This is a genomic window from Pedobacter sp. Hv1, assembly GCF_001412215.1.
Classification (GTDB): Bacteria; Bacteroidota; Bacteroidia; order Sphingobacteriales; family Sphingobacteriaceae; genus Pedobacter.
Genome location: NZ_LLWP01000008.1, coordinates 77560 through 98304, shown reverse-complemented (window position 1 = coordinate 98304; position 20745 = coordinate 77560). Strand labels below are relative to the sequence as shown.

Below are 20745 nucleotides of genomic sequence, written 5' to 3'. Positions count from 1 at the left end.
GTTTTTGCTAAATATGGTTTTCTATTTTTGATATTTATGGCTATAACCAAACCCAAATCAAATGAAGAAAATTTTTACCTCAACTCTTATTGCATTGAGCTTTGTTAGTTTTGCCCAAGCACAACGAACTCAAGGTCAAAACCCCAATGGTCAACGACCAACTAATCCAGGTACTACTGCCCCTGTAGCTGCCGTAAAAGAAGAAGCTGCTCCTCGTGTTGCAAGTACTTCATCAAGAACAATTAATCCAGAAAGTACAGTAATTACCAATCATACGGTAACCATTAGAGGCAAAGAAGTGCCTTATAAAGCTACTACAGGTACCCTTCCTGTTTGGGACGAAGAAGGCAAGCCAATTGCGGGTTTGTTCTATACCTACTATGAGCGTACTGATGTACAAAATAAAGATAAAAGACCATTGGTAATTTCATTCAATGGTGGCCCAGGTTCTGCTTCTGTTTGGATGCACATTGCCTATACTGGTCCAGTAGTATTAAATATTGACGACGAAGGTTATCCAATCCAACCTTATGGCTATAAAGACAATGGCAGTTCTATTTTAGATATTGCTGATATTGTGTACATCGATCCTGTAAACACAGGTTATTCTCGTGCTACAAGTAAAGATGTGCCAACTAATAAATTTTTTGGCGTAAGAGCAGATATCCGTTATTTGGCAGAGTGGTTAAATACTTTTGTAACCCGTAACAACCGTTGGGCATCGCCTAAGTTTTTAATTGGCGAAAGTTATGGTACCACTCGTGTTTCTGGTTTAGCACTCGAATTGCAAAGCAACCAATGGATGTACCTAAATGGAGTAATTCTAGTTTCGCCAACAGAACTAGGTATGGAAAGAGGAACAGTTTTAGATGCTGCTTTACGTTTACCTTATTTTGCGGCTACAGCTTGGTACCATAAAATGTTGCCAGCCGATTTACAGGGCAAGAAATTAACAGATATGTTGCCAGAAGTAGAAAACTTTACGGTAAATGAATTGATCCCTGCAATTACCAAAGGTGGATTTTTACCAATGGCAGAAAAGCAAAAGATTGCTGCAAAAATGGCCAGATTTTCGGGTATCTCGCAGAAAGTAATTATGCAGAACAATTTAGATGTATCTACCAACCTATTTTGGAAAGAGCTTTTACGCGATAAAGGATTTACTGTAGGAAGATTAGATTCAAGATACAAAGGTATTGATCGCTCTGATGCGGGTAACGGACCAGATTATAACGCAGAGTTGACTTCTTGGTTGCACTCATTTACACCTGCAATTAACATGTATTTGCGTAATGAATTGAACTACAAAACAGATTTAAAATACAATATGTTTGGCCCAGTAAATCCTTGGGATAACACTGGCGACCGTACTGGCGAAAACCTACGTGCAGCAATGGCTCAAAATCCTTATTTGCATGTTTTGGTTCAGTCTGGATATTATGATGGGGCCTGCGATTATTTCAATGCCAAATACAATATGTGGCAAATGGACCCAAGTGGTAAATTAAAAGATAGAATGAGCTGGGAAGGTTACGAGAGCGGACACATGATGTACCTGCGTAAACCAGACTTGAAAATGGGTAACGAGCATATCAGAGATTTTATTGAAAAAGCATTACCAAAACCTGGTGTACCTGCTAAGTTTTAATAAAACTGAATAACAATTAAAATGGTTCGTATTGATTACGAACCATTTTTGTATCCTTTAATTTTTGTTGATTCAAATGGTCTTTGAACTTTTTGAATGGATAAAAGCAGCGCTAAAAAGTAGAGTGAATTTTTATTGCATTATGTTTCGGGATAATTCCCTATTTTTGTAACCCGCTTATGGAACAGATCAAAACATCCTTCGATTTCGAAAAGCCTTTAGCTGATTTAATGCAGCAAATTGAAAAGGTAAAGCAAGTTGCTGATAAAACTAAAGTAGACATGTCTGCAACGCTAGCAGAACTTGACGAAAAGGTAGCTACAACCAGTAAAAGCCTTTATAACAACTTAACAGGCTGGCAAAAAGTACAAATGTCTCGACATGCCGAAAGACCTCAAACCTTAGATTATATCAGCATGATCTGCGATGATTTCATCGAATTACATGGCGATAGAACGGTAAAGGATGACAAGGCGATCATTGGAGGTTTTGCTACAATTGATGGTCAAACCGTAATGATCATTGGTCACCAAAAAGGAAAAAATACAAAGGAACGTCAATACCGTAATTTTGGTATGGCCAATCCTGAGGGTTATAGAAAAGCATTAAGGCTAATGCGTTTGGCAGAGAAATTTAACAAACCTGTAATTTCTTTTATCGATACCATGGGTGCTTATCCTGGTTTGGAAGCAGAAGAACGTGGACAAGGAGAGGCTATTGCACGTAACTTGTTAGAAATGTCTGTATTAAGAGTGCCAATTTTATGCTTTGTAGTAGGAGAGGGTGCATCTGGTGGAGCATTGGGTATTGGTATTGGCGATCATGTGTACATGTTAGAGCATACTTGGTATTCAGTAATTTCTCCAGAATCTTGTTCATCTATTTTATGGAGAAGTTGGGATTTTAAAGAAAAAGCTGCAGAATGTTTAAAGTTGACTTCTGAAGACATGTTCAAGAATAAATTGATAGATGGAATTGTAAGGGAACCACTTGGTGGGGCACATCAAAATCCTGAGTTAATGGGCGAAACCCTTAAAAAACAGATCTTAAAAGATTTAAAAGAATTAAAGAAAGTAAATACTGATAAATTAATTGCCACCAGAATAGATAAATTCTGTTCAATGGGTGTCGTTAACGAAGCTTAAAATATATTTTGATATTAAAAAAGCCCCAAGACAAAATCTTGGGGCTTTTTATTTGGATCAAGAAATTAAAAAACTAGTGTTTTAATTTCGCCTTAAATAACTTTTCCAGTTTTTCCATCTTAGGCAAAATGACCAAACGGCAATAAGGCAATTCACCGTTTTTAATAAAGTAATCTTGGTGATAGTTTTCTGCAACATAAAAAGGTTGTGCCTTGCTAATTTCTGTTACTACAGGTTTACCAAAAGCATTGGCCTTGTTCAGCTCCTCTTTGTATTTAGTAGCCGTTGCCTTTTGTTCATCAGAGTGGTAAAACACAACCGAACGGTATTGGGTGCCCACATCGGCACCTTGTCTATTTAAGGTGGTAGGATCGTGGCTTTTCCAAAAAACTTCCAAAAGCTCGTCGTAGCTTATTTTTGCTGGGTCGTAAGTAACTTCAATTACCTCAGCATGGTTAGTAGTTCCGGTACAAACTTCTTCATAGGTTGGATTGGGCACGTCTCCACCTTCATATCCGGATTTAACACTTGTAACGCCATTTAAACGTTGAAAAAGTGCTTCAGTACACCAGAAACACCCCATTCCAAATGTGGCTTTCTGTAATTTTTGTTTTTGAGCATCAGCTTCTTGCATAGATAGGATGATTAAGATAATGATAGCTAGTTTTTTCATTTTGGCATATTTTACGTTAGTAAGTATACGCAAAACAAGTTATTAAAGTTTTTGAATATAAAAAAGGGATATCATCTTGACAATCTCAATACATATCCTTAATTTGTTAATAACTTAACAAATTGTTCTGTAATTTGTTAGCTAACAAAAACTGGAGCTGTTGAGGTTTATTAACATATCTTTTATAAATTTAAATATTCATTAAAATAAAATTATATGTCTACACCGTATATCCCTTGCCTTGATCTTGGTACATACATCAATGGTAATGAAGAACAACGTAAAAATTTTTCTGACGAATTAGGAAGAGCGTTTAATGATTCTGGTTTTGTAACCATTACCAATCATGGCGTAAGTCAAGAATTGATTGATAAACTATATGCAAATATTAAAGCTGTTTTTAGCTTACCAGTAGAAACAAAACGTAAATACGAAAAACCAGAGTTAGCTGGTCAACGTGGTTATACTAGCGCAGGTAAAGAAACTGCTAAAGGTGCTAAAACTGCTGATTTGAAAGAATTTTGGCAAATTGGCCAAGAAGTTAGTGATGGTGATCCAATTAAAAAGGAATATCCAGATAACGAAGTGCTGGAAGAAATTGCTGAATTTAATCCGGTAACCAGAGAAATTTATCAGAAACTGGAAGAAAACGGAAAGCACTTATTACGTGCCATAGCCACTTACTTGAGTTTGCCTATTGATTATTTCGATCAACATGTACACAATGGAAATTCAATTTTAAGAGGAATCCATTATTTTCCGATTGAAAACCCAGATGCATTACCTGATGATGCTGTACGTGCAGGTGCCCATGAAGATATCAATTTGATTACCTTATTAATTGGTGCAAGTGCCGATGGTTTAGAAGTTTTGACAAGAAGTAACGAATGGTTGCCAATTAAGGCGCACCATACTGATATTGTAGTGAATGTTGGCGACATGTTGCAACGTTTAACCAATAATAAGTTAAAATCTACTACCCATAGAGTAGTTAATCCGCCACGCGAATTAATGAAAACATCTCGTTTTTCAGTGCCGTTTTTCTTACACCCACGTTCAGATATGGATTTAACAAGTTTAGCCTCTACCATTGATGCTGAACATCCAAAAGTATACAGCGATATGACCGCTGGTGAATATTTAGACGAACGTTTGAGAGAGATTGGCTTAAAGAAATAATTTATTCTAAGTGTAAAGCAGAAACTGCATTTTTTTAACCATAAAATATAAAGCGCTAATTCATTTTAGCGCTTTTTTTAAATCAGGTCCATGTATAAAAACGAGCTGGAAGTTTTTGCGAAAATTAAAGGAGTAGGTTCGGCCTCAGGCTTATTTCTTTATCAAAATTTGCTCTATATCATTGGCGACAATAGTGGTTATTTATATGAATACCATATTGCCAGTGAAAAGCTAAATAGGATCCAGATTTTACCAAAACAATCTCAGCTAGAAAATATCCCCAAAAAGGATAAGCCAGATTTTGAAGTGCTTTGCAATTACAACAATGTACTTTATATATTGAGTTCTGGTTCTGCGGCCAATCGAAATCTGATAGTCGAATATCGGCTTAAAACAAAAGAAATTATTCGGCACGATCTGTCTAAGCTTTATCGAAGAATAAAAGAAGTTGCTTCAATTGATGATGCCAACCTGAATATTGAAGGTGCTATTTTTACCGGAAACGAATGGTTTTTGTTTAACCGTGGAAATGGAAATACAGCAAAAAATGGGATCGTCAAAATAGCTGGGAATAACCTAACAGCGGAGAATAAGATTGAATTTTTTGCGATTGTATTACAAAAAACGAATCATGTAATTGCTTCATTTACCGATGCGATTTTATACAAAGATCAAATCTACTTTATTGCAGCTGCAGAAGATACGACCTCAACTTTTGATGATGGAGAAATACAAGGGAGTTATATCGGGAGCATAGACCGTAAAACGTTAAGCTTAAACTATACCAAGAAGATTTCCGATGATCAAAAATTTGAAGGGATTTCCTTTTTTAAACAACATGAAGATAAAATAGAATTTTTGCTTTGCGAAGATAGAGATACCCAGCTCCTCGAAACTATAATTTACAAGTTGTTGGTGTAAGTAATTAAAAAGGGTTCAACAATTGTCGAACCCTTTTTAATTTAAGCTTTTTTAAGGAACATGGTTTTGAGTACAACCCGCATTTTATCGGCTTTGCAATCAACCTCGCCATCATCATCAGTTAATTTGATGTTCTTGATCACCATTCCTTTTTTTAAGGTAACTGAAGTTCCCTTTACAGGTAAACTCTTAATCAAGATTACCGAATCGCCATCCTTTAATATATTTCCGTTACTGTCTTTTACAATTAATTCGTCTTCCATAAATTGTTTTGTTTCTGCAAAAATAACTAAAATAATTTTAATCTATTTTAAGGTCGTAGGTTGTGGCAATTGTTTCAAGATTAATAAAAATAAGTAAATCACTAGGTGGATATGAAGATTGATGCACTTGTGATGCTAATGTAGCACTTCTATTGCTCAAGTTGATTCGCAGATTTGTTTTGTTGAGTTTAATCAACTAAATTGCTAGTAGTACAAACAAAGTTGTACCATAGTTATCACAATCAAAACCCTTAAACCATGAAGAAATTAAATTTATTGAGCAAAGCTGAAATGAAAAAAGTACTAGGCGGAACTGGAGAAGAAGAACCAGTTGATGAAAGAGAAAAATGTTATAAATGTTGTCCAAGGGGAAATTCCGAGTCTCCAGCTTGTAGTGTACCAGGTCCGGCGACAGCACATTTCGAGTGTCCAGGAACAGTTTATGAAACTCCTTGTTTATAACAAGTTTTCTCTAGTGCCAATACTTTCTATTGGCACTAGTAAATAACCTACTTATTAATGTTAGTTGGGATTTGTAAAGTTAGTCTGGATTTGCAATCTCGACTAAATACCTAGCTAACCTACTTATTTCCTTTATCTACCGCTTTGATAATGGCGTCTTGTATGCGTGGTCTGATATTGAGCTTACCCAATTGCTCACTCACAGTTGGGTGAACACGGTTTGACAAGAAGATATAAACCAAACCTCTGCTTGGATCTACCCAAACCCCAATGCCAGTATAACCAGTATGCCCAAAAGTTTGAGAAGAAGCCAATTCTGATGGATATTTTTTCGAAGCATCTGGATCCCAACGGTCAAAACCCAAGCCTCTTCTGCTTACATTAGATTGTTTGCTGGTAAAAGTTTCTACAGTTTGCGGTTTAAAGTATTGTTCGCCACCATAAGTGCCTTTGTTCAGCATCAATTGGTAATAAATGGCCAAATCGTTGGCATTGGCAAATAAACCTGCATGCCCTGCAACACCTCCTTTTAGTGCTGCACCCTGATCATGAACATAACCCTCTAACAAGGTCTTCCTGAAAATTTTGTCATCTTCTGTAGGCACAATTCGATCTTTGTCGAAGCGGTTCCGTGGCAAATAACCAGCAGTATGCATGCCCAATGGGGTATAGAAGTTGTCTAGTACATACTGATCAAGTGGCTTTGCTGTAATTTGTTCTACAATGTCTTGCATTACATACATACTGATGTCGCTATAAACATAGCTGCCACGGGTTTTAATAGGCGAATTTAACATCTTAGGCCACATAAAATCGCTGAAAAATCCTTTCTTAACATAATAGCGATCTGCAACTTTTGTTGGAAAAAGTGCTGAAGAATCTCTACTGTAATCGCCTTCTTTCACATAGTTATGGAAGGGGATGTAAGGGATAAATCCGGCTTGGTGCAACATTACCTCGCGAACCGGAATGGCATTCATTGGGGTGTTGCGGGCCCTTGGGATGTAAAAGCCAATGTTTGTGTCTAATTTCAATTTGTTCTCTTCAACTAAGCGCATTACACTTGGTGTAGTTGCTGTAATTTTAGTTACAGAGGCCATGTCAAAAATATCAGTTACCCGATCAGGTATTGCATTGTCATACGTATGGTAACCAAATGCCTTGTTGTAGATCACCTTGCCATCTTTAGCAACTAAAACCACAATGCCTGGCGCTGCTTTTCCAGCAATGGCTTCTGCTGCAATTTGATCAACTGCATTTAATTCTTCAGTATTTACGCCCGCATCTTCCGGAACCGTATATTTTAAACGTGTTACTGTTGTTTTGTAGCCAGAACCCATGGTATATTTTCCAGAGTAGCCTTTGGTTAAGGTTTGTTGGGCTGCAATACCACCAAAAATAATTTGGGGTACCACCATTGCCGCCTCATTGTTTAATTGTGGGCTCCATACAATTGGGGCACTTAAATTGTCAAAAGCAGCTAAACTCTTTCCTTCTCCAAAAACAGCCAATACTACTTCTTTGTGTTTGGCCACACTGTTAATAAAATTGAGGTATTTTCCATTACTAGCCATTTGATCAGAAATGGCAATGACTACAGTACTGAAATATTTAAGGTCATCGTCTAAATCGTTAAGTGTAGCAGAGTCTCTATACTTATCGGCACTCAATAATTTAATATCGGCATATTTATTCAATAAGCTATCAAAGGAAGTTTGATAGGTAAAACCTAAATTGATAGAAACGAATTTTTTATCGGCAAGTTTGGTAACTGGAATAAAGCTTTGTTGGTTGTTCAGTAAAACACTGCTACTCGCTATGGCATTAATTGTTTTTAATCTGCTCTCGTTTTTTTTATGGTCTTGTGCGCAGGCACTTAAGGTAAAAATTAAGGTTAAACAAGTAGCAATTGTGCCAATTAAACTGTTTTTTTTGGTGTTGGTTTTCATCACAGATGAAGCTATCATGCCCCTATTTTTATTTTTTACTTGTATTTGGCTTGGCCACGATCGTTTCATATACTTTTTCTCCATTGAGGTATGTTCTTAACACTTTATTGTTCAATATTTGTTGTCCACTTGCTTTCATAATGTCGTTTTCTAGCATCACAAAATCAGCAAACTTTCCAACTTCCAAACTCCCTTTTTCTTTTTCCTCAAAATTTGCTTTGGCTGCCCAAATGGTCATTCCACGTAGCGCTTCTTCTGGGGTCAATGCATTTTCCATCTGAAATCCTCCTTTAGGAAAATCTTGGGCATCTTTTCTAATGGTAGCCGCATAAAACGTAAGCATCGGGTTAATCTGTTCTACTGGGAAATCTGTTCCCAATGGTATCCAACCATTTTGGGCCAACAATTGTTTGTAGGCATAAGCACCTTTTACCCTTTCATTACCCAAACGGTCTTTGGCCCAGTACATATCTGAAGTGGCATGTGTGGGTTGCACTGAAGGAACAACGCTCGCTTTGCCAAATAAGTTAAAGTCTTCTGGTGCTACAACTTGCGCATGTTCAATGCGCCAGCGTTTGTCATTTTTACCTCCCAATACTTCATTATATATTTTTAAGATACTGCGATTGGCCGAGTCGCCAATGGCATGGGTACACATCTGAAAATTATGCGAGTTTATTTTCTTGGCTACTTCTTCAAAATGTTTAATATCACTCAATAAGAAACCTTTTTTACTAGGCATATCACTATAAGGATGCAGCAAACAAGCACCTCTAGAGCCTAAAGCACCATCGCTATAAACTTTAAAGGCTCTCACATTCAGTCTTTCAGTTTTGATCGCTCCTCTTTTAAATAGATAATCGTAGTTTTTTTCAGCATCAGAAAGCATTACATATAAACGCATTTTTAAGCTCTTATCTTGATGTAATTTTTCGATAAATTCTACCGCATCGTAATCTAAACCACAATCGTCAATGGTAGTTAAACCAACTTCAAAACAATTTTTTTGTGCATCTAAAAGGATTTTTTTCGCTTTTGCTGCATCAGGAGGTGGAACTTTATTGGCTACCAATTCTACCGCATTGTCAATTAATAACCCTGTTAGTTTGCCATCCTTGTCTACAATATCTCCACCAGTTAAGGTAAAAGATTTGGTAATTCCTGCCTCATTTAATGCACTTTGGTTAGCAATCGAAGCATGTCCATCAATTCTTTCTAACAATACAGGTCTATTTGGAAACAGTCGATCTAATTGATCCTTGTTCGGGAACTGTTTGTCGGCCCAATCATTTTGGTCCCAACCACGACCAGTTAACCAACCATCTGGATGTGTTTTTGCAAATTCGGTAACCCGTGCAATCACCTCATCCCAACTGCTGGTGCCTCTTAAATCAGCACTCTGCAAACTTTCTCCATAGCCAAAAAAGTGGGCATGTGCATCAATAAAACCAGGGTAGATTGCTTTTCCATTGGCATCTAATTCTTCTTTGGCACTATATTGGTTTCGAATATCAGCTGTCTTTCCAACTGCTAAAATCTTTCCATCTTTAACCGCAATTGCCTCGGCAATATCAAATTTATCGTTAACAGTATAAATTTTTGCATTATAGATGATCAGATCTGCTTTTGGTTGATTACAACTACATAAGATGATCAACAAGGCACACAATGAGATTATTTGTTTCATCCTTTAAAGATATAAAATCAGTTCACAGTTTTCAATTAACAGGTAAACAAATCAACAATCGGTTGTTTATTTTTTCTTCTAAGTTAATAAAAGTTCAATGCTAAGTCATTTAGTATCAACAATGTGAAATCTGCCATAGGGATAAGGCTTATTTTCGCTAAATTAGCAACCTTACAAAGAATATAAATGTCTGATATTATACAACTTTTACCCGATAGTGTTGCCAATCAAATTGCAGCAGGAGAGGTGGTGCAAAGACCTGCATCAGCGGTAAAAGAATTACTAGAAAATGCCATAGATGCAGGAGCAGATAAAATACAGCTCATTGTTAAAGATGCAGGTAAAGCCCTCATTCAGGTGATCGATAATGGTTGTGGCATGACCATCACCGATGCAAGAATGTGCTTTGAGCGCCATGCTACTTCCAAAGTTCGCAAAGCGGAAGATTTATTTGCCATTCGGACCATGGGTTTTAGGGGCGAGGCGATGGCATCCATTGCCGCAATTGCGCAGGTAGAGATGAAAACCAAGCGTCATGAAGATGAAGTAGGTACATTGATCCAGATTGAAGGGGCCTCTTTTATCAAACAAGAACCTGTGGGTACTGCCGATGGTACTAGTATCAGTATTAAAAACCTTTTTTACAATACCCCAGCCCGTCGTAATTTTTTAAAGAGTAATCCGGCAGAAATGCGTCACATTATCGACGAGTTTCAAAGAGTAGCTTTGGCCAAACCGCATATCGCTTTTAGCCTACACCACGATGGGGTTGAGGTATATCGTTTACCGGCATCAGCCATGAAACAGCGCATTGTACATTTGTTTGGTAACAATTACAATGAACGCCTCATTCCAGTTGAAGAAGAAACAACAATCATCAATTTAAAAGGATTTATTGGCAAGCCAGAGTTTGCCAAAAAAACCAGGGGCGAGCAGTTTTTCTTTGTCAACGATCGTTTCATTAAAGATGCTTACCTCAATCATGCCGTAAATAAAGCATATCAAGAGTTGTTGCCAGATGATAACTTTCCGCTATATGTGTTGTTTATCGATATTGATCCTGCAAAAATTGATGTCAATGTTCACCCAACAAAAACAGAAATCAAATACTTGGATGAAAAATCGATTTATGCCATTATCCATTCGGCGGTAAAAAGATCATTAGGTAGGTTCAATATCAGCCCAACAATAGATTTCGACCAAGAAACTGGATTTAGCAATATGATCAGTCATAAAGCACCAGAAGATATTGTGCCACCGAGCATTGCCTTTAATCCAGATTTTAACCCTTTTACCTCTACAAAATCTCCTGCAAGGGAAAGTGCAGCTCCAAGAAGTCAAAACCAACACTTGGCGCCAAGTAAAAACTGGGGTTCTTTATATGAGATTACCAATCATCAATTGCCAGAGCAAGCTACGATAGATTTGGGTGGTACTCAAAAAGATGACGAATTTGAACCCGTACAGAAACAATTTATGCAGCTGCACCATCGTTATATTGTTTCCCAGATCAAGTCGGGGATGATGGTGATTGACCAACAAGCAGCACATGAGCGAATTTTGTACGAAAGATTTTTATTACACTTAGAAGATCGGAAAGGAGCATCGCAACAGAGTCTTTTCCCGCAAACGGTAACTTTAAGTCCAAATGATTACGAATTAGCCAAGAGTTTGTTGGAAGATATCAAAAGCTTAGGATTTGAAGTGAGGGAGTTTGGTAAAAACACTTTGGTAATTGAAGGAATTCCGGTTGATTTGGGAAGTACAAATGTTAACGAAACCCAGTTGTTTGAGCATTTAATAGAAGGTTTTAAAAACTCGCAACAAGAGTTGAAATTAGATAAACGCGACTCTTTGGCCAGAAGCATGGCCAGAAATAGTGCCATAAAAGCCGGAACAGCTTTAGGTCAACAAGAAATGAATACCTTAATTGAAGAACTATTTGCCTGTAAAACCCCTAACTTTAGCATTAGTGGTAAACCAGTAATACAAACGATAACTTTAACAGAAATAGCGCAAAAATTTGATAAATAATGTAGAAGGGATGAATAAAGAAATATAAGATATTGTAATAGTAGATAGACAAATAGCAAATTAACTATTCCCTATTTACCATTCCCCATTTTCTATTTCCTATTCCCCAATACAAAGAACAACAAACGAATAATATATGAACAATATTACCCCAGTAGTTAAGAATTTACTCATTATTAATGTGATTTTCTTTTTTGCGACTTGGCTTTTTGAACAACAGGGAATTGAATTGACTAAATACCTAGCTGTTTTCTATTTCAACTCTCCACTTTTTAATGTTTGGCAGCCTATTACCTACATGTTTATGCATGCAAATATGGCGCATATCTTTTTTAATATGTTTGCCTTGTATTCTTTTGGGAGCATATTGGAAGCGCATTGGGGGGGTAAACGTTTTATCAACTTTTATCTCATTACCGGTTTAGGTGCATTAGCCTTGCAATGGGCGGTTCAAGCTTTTGAGGTTTACCAGATTACAGGTTCGCCAATAAACGATCTAACTACACTTAGCGTAAGTCAGGAATATGTAAGAACCTTACAGGGCATTTATTTTGGACCAATGGTGGGTGCCTCTGGAGCCATATTTGGTATATTGGTGGCCTTCGCTATGCTGTATCCCAATTTAGAAATGTACATTATGTTTATTCCTGTTCCTGTAAAGGCAAAATATATCATTCCTGTATATATCGTTATCGAATTGTTCTTAGGTGTAGCTAGGTTTCAGGGAGATTCGATTGCCCACTTTGCGCATTTGGGTGGTGCATTATTAGGTTACATCTTAGTTAAATTATGGAAGAACAAAAATACCTATTACGATTATTATGAATAATAGCCTATGGTCAGATTTAAAGCTTAAATTATTTAAGTCGGGCAATCCCGTATTGTTGTATATTGGGATCAATGCCCTCATTTTTATTGTTTTTTCTTTATTAAGTGTTGTTTTCTTCTTCGCTAAAATGCCTGGTGTGGTAGATGGCTTTATCAATGAATATTTGGCTTTTCCATCGTCACCAGATTTATGGCTTACAAGGTTTTATACCCTTTTAACCTATCAGTTTTTCCATCGCGATTTCTTCCATGTTTTGTTCAATTTGCTTTGGCTCTATTGGATGGGACAAATATTCTTGGATTTTGTAAAACCTCGTCAATTCCATTTTGTGTATTTAGGAGGAGGCATATTGGGGGCGATTTTTTACGCATTAATTTATAACCTGGTTCCTGTTTTTCAGCCAGTAGCAAATAGCAGTACGGTTGTTGGCTCCTCTGCAGCTGTAATGGCAGTTTTTGCTGCCGCTGCTACATTAGTACCCAATTATAGCATTCGCTTGTTATTTGTTGGCGATGTAAAGATCAAATACCTTTTATTTGTTTACGTAATTTTAGATATTATAGCCATGCAATCTTACAATGCAGGCGGAAGCATTGCGCATTTAGGTGGTGCACTATTTGGTTTTGTATATGTTAAACTGCTACAAAACGGTACAGATCTAAGTAGTGTTTTCAAGAAAAAACCTAAATTGAAGGTGGTTAAAAACAACAAAACCGAAAAGAATACCAATACAGTAAACCAGAAAGAGATAGATCTCATATTAGATAAAATTTCTAAAAGTGGGTATGATCAATTGAGCAGAGCAGAAAAAGAAACTTTGTTTAAGGCAAGCAAAAATTAATGAAGAAGAAAAAGCTGACATTATTGGACAAACTAATGATACTCGTAGCCATTGCAATGGCTGTTGGGTTAATTTGTGGTGTCTTAGCGGGTAAAAATGATCCCCGCCAACATATTGTCCTTGCTTTTTTCGGACTGGCTTATCCTTTTTTCTTGTTGGCCAATTTTATAGTATTGTTCTGGTGGGTAATCAGGAGCAGATGGATCTTCTCTTTGGCTACGCTTGTAGTAATTTTTTCTGGTTGGAGTACCTTGATTGCAACATTCGGTCTTTTCGGAAATATTGGAGACCATCAAAAAGAAGAGGCAGAATTAGTAAGAATGATGACTTATAACGTGCATAATTTTAAACCTTATGGAGACAAGAATACCATCGAGGTGAAAGAAAAAATGCTGAATGTGGTTAAAGAGCAAAATCCAGATGTCATTTGTTTCCAAGAATTTTATACACGCTTTAAAGGACCTTATGATACGGTTGACAGTTTGATGAAACTGCTCAATACCAGCTATTACTACTTCCAACCAACCATGAGAAGTAGAACAGAGGCTATAGGTTTGGCTATTTTTTCTAAGCACCCTATTGAAGATCGCGGAAATATTGTTTTTGAACCTGGTTCAGGAAACGAAAGTATTTATGTTGACCTGAATATTAAAGGTAATCCGCTGAGAATTTACAATGTGCATTTACAATCTATTTCTTTCGAAAAAGAGGATTATACCTATATCGATAAGGTTAAAGAAATGGATGCACCAAAGGTAGGTTCATCAAAAAGAATTGCAAAGATGTTGAGAGAGGCTTTTAAGAAGAGAAGTGCACAAGTAGATCTAATGAAAGCGCACATGAAAACTTGTAAAACACCTTACCTCATAGCTGGCGATTTTAACGACACACCTGCATCTTATGCCGTTACAAAAATGACCGATTCGTTAAACAATGCTTTCGTGAAACAGGGTAGAGGCTTAGGGCGTACCTACAATGGCAAATTCCCTAATTTTCAGATCGATTATATTGCCACTACACCAGATATTGAAATTACCAATTACCATATTATAGAAGCCAAATTATCAGATCATTTTCCCGTACGTAGCGACTTGCGTTTAAAGTCATCGAAACCTTAAGTTTACCCTTTCTACTTAAAAGATATGGGGCTTTTATTTACATTTGCAGCATGAAACAAGACCTTCAATTATATAATACCATTTCTCGGAAAAAGGAATTATTCCAACCTTTAAATGCCCCGCATGTGGGTATGTATGTGTGTGGACCAACTGTTTACAGTGATGTACATTTGGGTAATTGTCGTACTTTTATTTCATTTGATCTGATTTTCAGGTATTTAAAATACAGTGGCTACAAGGTGCGCTATGTAAGAAATATTACCGATGCTGGCCACTTAGAAGGAGATAGAGATGAGGGTGATGATAAATTTGCAAAAAGAGCAAAGTTAGAGCAATTGGAACCAATGGAAATTGTACAAAAATATACATTGGGTTTCCATGAGGTATTGCGCATGTTTAATACTTTGCCACCTAGCATTGAACCTACAGCAACAGGGCATATCATTGAGCAGATTGAGATGATCAAGACCATTATCAACAATGGTTATGCTTATGAAGTAAATGGCACCATTTATTTCGATGTAGAAAAATACAGTCAACAATATAATTATACCATTTTAACCAACCGTAATTTAGAAGACATGTTGGCCAATACCAGAGAACTGGGCGGACAAGATGATAAACATGGTAGGTTAGATTTTGCACTTTGGATCAAAGCAAAGCCAGAAACTTTAATGCAATGGGCATCCCCATGGGGTATGGGTTTCCCAGGTTGGCATATTGAATGTTCTGCCATGAGTGCTAAATACCTTGGACAAGAATTTGACATCCACGGAGGTGGAATGGACTTGGCGGCAACGCACCATACCAATGAAATTGCACAATCGGAAGCATGTAGCCATCATCAACCTGCTAAATATTGGATGCATACCAATATGTTAACGGTAAATGGTACAAGGATGTCTAAATCGGCAGGTAATGGCTTTTTACCAGGCGAATTGTTTACTGGTAACCATCCTTTGTTGAGAAAAGGTTATAGCCCAATGACTGTTAAATTCTTTATGTTGCAGGCACATTACCGCAGTACGTTAGATTTTTCAAATGATGCGCTAGATGCATCAGAAAAGGGCTTTAGACGATTGATGAATGCAGTAAGTTTATTGCCAAAGCTAACAGCAAGCGAGCAAGGCGATGTAGAAATTGATCCAATTAAACTAAATTGCGAAAATGCAATGAACGACGATTTCAATAGCCCTGTAGTTATTGCAGAACTGTTTGAAGCGGCTCGTATCATCAATACGGTTTATGATGGGGCTTTAAAAATCTCTGCTAGTGAGCTGGCTAAACTGAAAACCTTAATGCACGATTTTATATTTGAAGTTTTTGGACTAAAAGATGAAGACTCGAGCAATACTGAACTCAATGAGGTATTGGATATGGTAATCGCTCTGCGAAAAGATGCTAAAGAGAATAAAGATTACGCCACATCTGATTTGATTCGTGTTGGTCTTCAAAATATAGGCATCCAGTTAAAGGATAGTAAAGACGGTACAACTTGGAGCAAAAATTAAAAAGAAAGAATGGGGGCAGCATCTATTTACATCCCCATTCTCTATTTCCTATTCACCATTTACTATTCCCTATTCCCTATTTCCTATTACCCATTCCCTCTAAATAAAAGCATACAGAGATGAATAAAAAACTTTTAATACTTCCTTTAATTGCATTGGCGAGTTTACAAGCATGTAGAAATGACAAACCGGCCGAAGAAAAGGAAACTGTAGTAAGCGAGGTTAAATTGATTTCGCCAGCGTTTAATGCAGATAGTGCTTTTGCTTATACCAAAGCGCAAGTAGATTTTGGTCCACGTATTCCATCAACCGAAGCACATGCCAAATGCGTAGCATATCTGGTTAAAAAACTGAAATCTTTTGGTGGCGAAGTAATGGTACAAGAAGCACCTGTTAAAACCTACGATGGCAAAAGCCACACCTTAAAAAATATCATTGCTTCATTTAACCCTGCTCAAAAAGATAGGATTTTAATTACCGCCCATTGGGATGCTCGCCCATTTTCTGATGCAGACAAAGATGAAGAGATGAAGAACAAAGCTTTTGATGCCGCAAATGATGGTGCAAGTGGGGTAGCGGTAATTTTAGAAATGGCTCGTCAAATACAACAGAAACAACCAAATGTAGGTGTTGATTTTATTTTGTGGGACATTGAAGATTATGGAAAGGGCAGTGACCAAACACCAAATGAAAGCACTTGGTGCCTAGGGTCACAACATTGGGCAAAAAATCCACATGTAAAAGGATACAAAGCATTATATGCCATTAACCTCGATATGGTGGGTGGCGGAAATGCCCAGTTCTTACAAGATGAGGTTTCTAGAAAATACGCACCTAATGTGTTGAAAAAAGTTTGGGATATTGGTAATGAAATCGGGTTTTCAGCTTATTTCATTCATAAACCTTCTCCAAACTTAATTGATGACCATTTTTGGATGAACCAAGCAGGTATTCCAACTATTGATATTATTGATTATTCAGAAGATGGAAATTTTTATAGGAACTGGCATACCCAATTAGATAACTTAAACAATATTGATAAAAATACTTTAAATGCAGTTGGACAAACGGTATTGGAAACAATCTATCGCGAAAAACCAGCCAGCTAGTGTGTAATTGTTAATTACTTTTTATTTCAGCTTATTATTCTAATCTTATATTCGTACCATATTACTATTAACAATGAAGAAAATTATATATACGGTTTTAGCCGCATCTTTAAGCCTAAGTGCTTTTGCACAAAAAGCAGATGGAACAACCAAATCTTTAGTAAATGCTGAGAAAGCTTTTGCAGAAGCAGCTACAAAAAATGGAACTAGAGAAGCTTTCGTAAAATATGCGGCAAGTGATGCCATCGTATTTAGACCAAATCCGGTAAATGCAAAAACTTTTTACGCCACTGCACCAGACATGAAAAACCTGAACTGGACAGTGAACTATGCAAGAGTAGCAAGAAGCGGAGATTTAGGTTTTACCTCTGGAAGTTATGTAGTAGATGGTGAGCCAAAATCTTATGGACACTATTTGTCAATTTGGAGAGCCAAAGAAGGAAAATGGGAGTATATTTTAGATCTTGGTGCAGAAACCAACAGACCTTTGGTTAACGTTGCTCCAAACTTTAAAGAACCAAAAGATCATTACTCGCCAAAATTTGCTACAGATAAAGAAATAAAAGCAAGTAGAGATATCATCTACACCACAGAAAAAACATTGAATACCATGTTGAAAACTCATGGCGCAAGTGCTTTTGCAGGGTTCTTAAATCCAGATGCCCAGTTGATGTTCCCTGGAACCGACCTAATTGTAGGAAAAGATAAGATTCAAGCATTTAACAATAGAATGATTGATAAGATTACCTTAAAAACTACTTCAGCGGATAAGGCTTTAGGTGGAGATATTGCTTATACTTATGGAATTGCTACTATTGATTACAAAACAGATTTGAGAGAAAGTTTCCATTATGTATTTATCTGGGAACGTCAGGCAGATTTTAGCTGGAACATCACTACCCAGCTGTTTACTTTGGCCGTACGCTAATTGAACAACCCCTATATAAAAAAGGATTTCCGCTAAGCAGAAGTCCTTTTTTTATGCGTATTAACCTAAATAAGCCAATAAGCCAAACATCTTGGCGTTATTATTGAAGAAGATTTTATAATGAAGAAAAACTTACTTTTAATAGCCGTTTTAACGATTTCAATTCATGCTTTTGCCCAGAAAAAATTTGATGTGCAGGGTCACCGTGGGGCAAGAGGTATTATGCCAGAAAATACCATTCCAGCCATGATTAAAGGGCTACAATTAGGGGTAACTACCTTAGAGATGGATATTGTCATTTCAAAAGATAAACAAGCTGTAGTGTCGCAAGAGCCTTATTTTAACCACGAGTTTAGCTTAACTCCAGATGGTAAACCAATTACCCTAAAAGAGGAGAAGAAATATAACATCTATCAAATGGATTATGCCGAGGTTAAAAAATTTGATGTAGGCAGTAAAATTCATCCCCGTTTTTTAGGACAGCAAAAATTTAAAGTATATAAACCCTTACTGGGCGAATTGATAGATTCTGTAGAAGCTTATGTAAAATTAAATAAATTGGCCAAACCAGATTACAATATCGAGACCAAGTTGATCCGTAAAGGGGATGGCGAGTTTCAACCCAGCCCAGAAGAATACGTAGAGATTATTATGGCTATTGTAAAGCAAAAGAAATTAGAAAAAAGGGTGATTATCCAATCTTTTGACATTCGTACCTTACAGTATGTACACCAAAAATATCCGAAAATACGTACATCTTTAGGTATCGACGAAAAAGAAGATTTTGAAAACAACATCAAAGACTTGGGTTTTAACCCAACAATCTATAGCCCTTATTCAGTACTAGTGGGCAAAACTTTGGTCGATAAATGTCATGCAGCAGGGATCAAGATTATACCATGGACGGTAAATTCTATCAAGGACCTGCAATATTTAATGGGTTTGGGTGTAGATGGAATCATTACCGATTATCCCAATATCATGGGGCAATTGAACTAGGGGAGGTCAATTTTTGTTAATTCCTTCATACTATCAAATAAGATATTGGATAACGACTTAACTTCCTTTTTTACACTTTCTCGCTTTCCAGAAACAGAGGCTTCAATTTGTAAATTCTTAAGCTCTTTTGAATCAGCTGTGGCCTTTACATTCACTTTAAAAGATAGAGCTGACTCTGTACCGAATTGATCCATGCTATTTAACAAATCTTTAATTTTTTGCTTAACCTCGCTTTTTTTAAGGTGAGTGATGTTTCCTAAATTTAAAGTGATTTTTACCTCATCAAGTTTAATAATAGATGGGTTTTCTTTTGCAACAACATATCTATTTGCATAGACACTTGTTGAGGTACCAATGGCTAATGCCAAAATCATCAAATTTTTTCTCATGTTCTCTAGGTAGTATTTATCTAAAATAACAAATAACTAGCTAAAACCAAATAACAGCTTGATTTTCAGATAAGAAATAAAAAGAAAAATAAGAGATCTAGAATAAATCTTTAATGATCTGTTCAATCGATAAGCCTTCTGCTTCAGCTCTGTAGTTTCGTACAATACGGTGGCGCAAAATAGGTTCTGCTACGGCTTGTACGTCTTCAATGTCTGGTGCATATTTACCAGAGATGGCTGCATGGCATTTGGCACCCAATACCAAAAACTGAGATGCCCTTGGCCCAGCACCCCAAGAAATGTAATCGTTGATTGCTGCTGAGGCTAAAGCCGTATTAGGCCTAGTTTTGGCGGCCAATTTAACAGCATATTCTAATACATTGTCGGTAATCGGAATATTTCTAACCAGTTTCTGGAAATATTGAATTTCACTAGCACTAATGATCTTTTCTAATTGAACTTCTCTATTGCTTGTGGTGTTTTTTACAACAGTCAGCTCGTCAGCAAATGATGGGTAGTTTAACTGAATGTTAAACATGAAACGATCCAATTGTGCTTCAGGAAGTGGATAGGTTCCTTCTTGTTCAATAGGGTTTTGTGTAGCCAAAACGAAGAAAGGTTGAGGCAAATGATGGGTATGTCCAGCTGCCGTTACCGATTTTTCTTGCATAGCTTCTAACAAAGCTGCTTGCGTTTTTGGTGGCGTGCGATTGATCTCATCTGCCAAAATGATGTTAGAAAAAATCGGGCCTTTGATAAACTTGAAATGTCTGTCTTCACCTAAAATCTCGGCACCGATAATGTCACTCGGCATTAAATCTGGTGTAAACTGGATGCGGTTAAAGTTAAGATCCAGTACGCTAGAAACAGTTTGTACCAATAAGGTTTTGGCTAAGCCCGGTACACCAACTAAAAGGCAATGCCCATTGCTAAAAATTGCAATGAGTACTGATTTGATAATCTCGTCTTGCCCGATAACAACTTTGCCTATTTCGGCCTTAATGTTTTTATAAGATTGGTGCAGTGCGTTTACAGCCTCTACTTCATTGTTAAACTGCAT

At 36.9% G+C, this 20745-nt stretch carries 19 protein-coding genes; 13 read left to right on the top strand and 6 right to left on the bottom strand.

What is annotated here, in order from left to right; translation table 11 throughout:
- Positions 1-61: 61 nt before the first annotated feature.
- Together AQF98_RS14735 and AQF98_RS14730 are read left to right on the top strand one after the other, a co-directional pair.
- Positions 62-1648, top strand: a complete 1587-nt coding sequence (locus AQF98_RS14735) for a S10 family peptidase (protein ID WP_055132724.1) — start codon at positions 62-64, stop codon at positions 1646-1648.
- A 179-nt stretch (positions 1649-1827) separates the two neighbouring features.
- Positions 1828-2793, top strand: a complete 966-nt coding sequence (locus tag AQF98_RS14730) for an acetyl-CoA carboxylase carboxyltransferase subunit alpha (protein WP_082435086.1) — start codon at positions 1828-1830, stop codon at positions 2791-2793.
- A 73-nt stretch (positions 2794-2866) separates the two neighbouring features.
- Here the strand turns inward: AQF98_RS14730 and msrA are convergent, their stop codons facing one another.
- Entirely contained in the window at positions 2867-3466 is a 600-nt protein-coding gene (gene msrA / locus AQF98_RS14725; protein ID WP_055132723.1) for a peptide-methionine (S)-S-oxide reductase MsrA, read from the bottom strand.
- A gap of 216 nt (positions 3467-3682) precedes the next feature.
- On the opposite strand from msrA, the gene AQF98_RS14720 reads away from it, so the two are divergent.
- Positions 3683-4645: an isopenicillin N synthase family oxygenase gene (locus tag AQF98_RS14720; protein ID WP_055132722.1), complete on the top strand. Its 963-nt coding sequence runs from the start codon at positions 3683-3685 to the stop codon at positions 4643-4645.
- 90 nt (positions 4646-4735) lie between these two features.
- Complete coding sequence (locus tag AQF98_RS14715) at positions 4736-5566, top strand: hypothetical protein (protein WP_055132721.1); 831 nt, start codon at positions 4736-4738, stop codon at positions 5564-5566.
- A gap of 41 nt (positions 5567-5607) precedes the next feature.
- Here the strand turns inward: AQF98_RS14715 and AQF98_RS14710 are convergent, their stop codons facing one another.
- Complete coding sequence (locus tag AQF98_RS14710) at positions 5608-5829, bottom strand: zinc ribbon domain-containing protein YjdM (RefSeq protein WP_055132720.1); 222 nt, start codon at positions 5827-5829, stop codon at positions 5608-5610.
- A 291-nt stretch (positions 5830-6120) separates the two neighbouring features.
- On the opposite strand from AQF98_RS14710, the gene AQF98_RS22170 reads away from it, so the two are divergent.
- Positions 6121-6291 (top strand): hypothetical protein, encoded by a 171-nt coding sequence (locus AQF98_RS22170; protein WP_161805874.1) that lies wholly within the window; start codon positions 6121-6123, stop codon positions 6289-6291.
- Between the two features lie 119 nt (positions 6292-6410).
- Here AQF98_RS22170 and AQF98_RS14700 read toward each other — a convergent pair whose 3' ends face one another.
- Entirely contained in the window at positions 6411-8258 is a 1848-nt protein-coding gene (locus tag AQF98_RS14700) for a serine hydrolase (protein ID WP_235524235.1), read from the bottom strand.
- Positions 8259-8268: 10 nt separating this feature from the next.
- Positions 8269-9927 carry an amidohydrolase gene (locus AQF98_RS14695; protein WP_055132718.1) on the bottom strand — a complete coding sequence of 553 codons (1659 nt, stop codon included), beginning with the start codon at positions 9925-9927 and terminating at the stop codon, positions 8269-8271.
- A gap of 186 nt (positions 9928-10113) precedes the next feature.
- On the opposite strand from AQF98_RS14695, the gene mutL reads away from it, so the two are divergent.
- From mutL to AQF98_RS14655, 8 genes are all read left to right on the top strand, one after another.
- Positions 10114-11961, top strand: a complete 1848-nt coding sequence (gene mutL, locus AQF98_RS14690) for a DNA mismatch repair endonuclease MutL (RefSeq protein WP_055132717.1) — start codon at positions 10114-10116, stop codon at positions 11959-11961.
- Between the two features lie 136 nt (positions 11962-12097).
- A complete protein-coding gene (locus AQF98_RS14685) occupies positions 12098-12790 on the top strand; it encodes a rhomboid family intramembrane serine protease (protein WP_055132716.1) in 693 nt (230 codons plus the stop codon).
- Positions 12783-13631, top strand: coding sequence for a rhomboid family intramembrane serine protease (locus AQF98_RS14680; protein ID WP_055132715.1), 849 nt, complete (start codon positions 12783-12785; stop codon positions 13629-13631). Before AQF98_RS14685 ends, AQF98_RS14680 begins: the two co-directional genes overlap by 8 nt.
- Positions 13631-14749, top strand: a complete 1119-nt coding sequence (locus tag AQF98_RS14675) for an endonuclease/exonuclease/phosphatase family protein (protein WP_055132714.1) — start codon at positions 13631-13633, stop codon at positions 14747-14749. The genes AQF98_RS14680 and AQF98_RS14675 overlap by 1 nt, the downstream gene beginning before the upstream one ends.
- Positions 14750-14799: 50 nt before the next feature.
- Positions 14800-16260, top strand: coding sequence for a cysteine--tRNA ligase (gene cysS, locus AQF98_RS14670; RefSeq protein ID WP_055132713.1), 1461 nt, complete (start codon positions 14800-14802; stop codon positions 16258-16260).
- Between the two features lie 119 nt (positions 16261-16379).
- Positions 16380-17369, top strand: coding sequence for a M28 family peptidase (locus AQF98_RS14665; protein ID WP_055132712.1), 990 nt, complete (start codon positions 16380-16382; stop codon positions 17367-17369).
- 73 nt (positions 17370-17442) lie between these two features.
- Complete coding sequence (locus AQF98_RS14660) at positions 17443-18297, top strand: nuclear transport factor 2 family protein (RefSeq protein ID WP_055132711.1); 855 nt, start codon at positions 17443-17445, stop codon at positions 18295-18297.
- Positions 18298-18417: 120 nt separating this feature from the next.
- The gene (locus AQF98_RS14655) at positions 18418-19296 is read left to right on the top strand and encodes a glycerophosphodiester phosphodiesterase (protein WP_055132710.1); all 879 of its coding nucleotides are present in this window, start codon (positions 18418-18420) and stop codon (positions 19294-19296) included.
- On the opposite strand, the gene AQF98_RS14650 is transcribed toward AQF98_RS14655, so the two are convergent.
- Complete coding sequence (locus AQF98_RS14650) at positions 19293-19685, bottom strand: hypothetical protein (protein WP_055132709.1); 393 nt, start codon at positions 19683-19685, stop codon at positions 19293-19295. The two genes, AQF98_RS14655 and AQF98_RS14650, sit on opposite strands and share 4 nt — an antisense overlap.
- A 97-nt stretch (positions 19686-19782) precedes the next feature.
- A complete protein-coding gene (locus tag AQF98_RS14645) occupies positions 19783-20745 on the bottom strand; it encodes a MoxR family ATPase (protein WP_055132708.1) in 963 nt (320 codons plus the stop codon).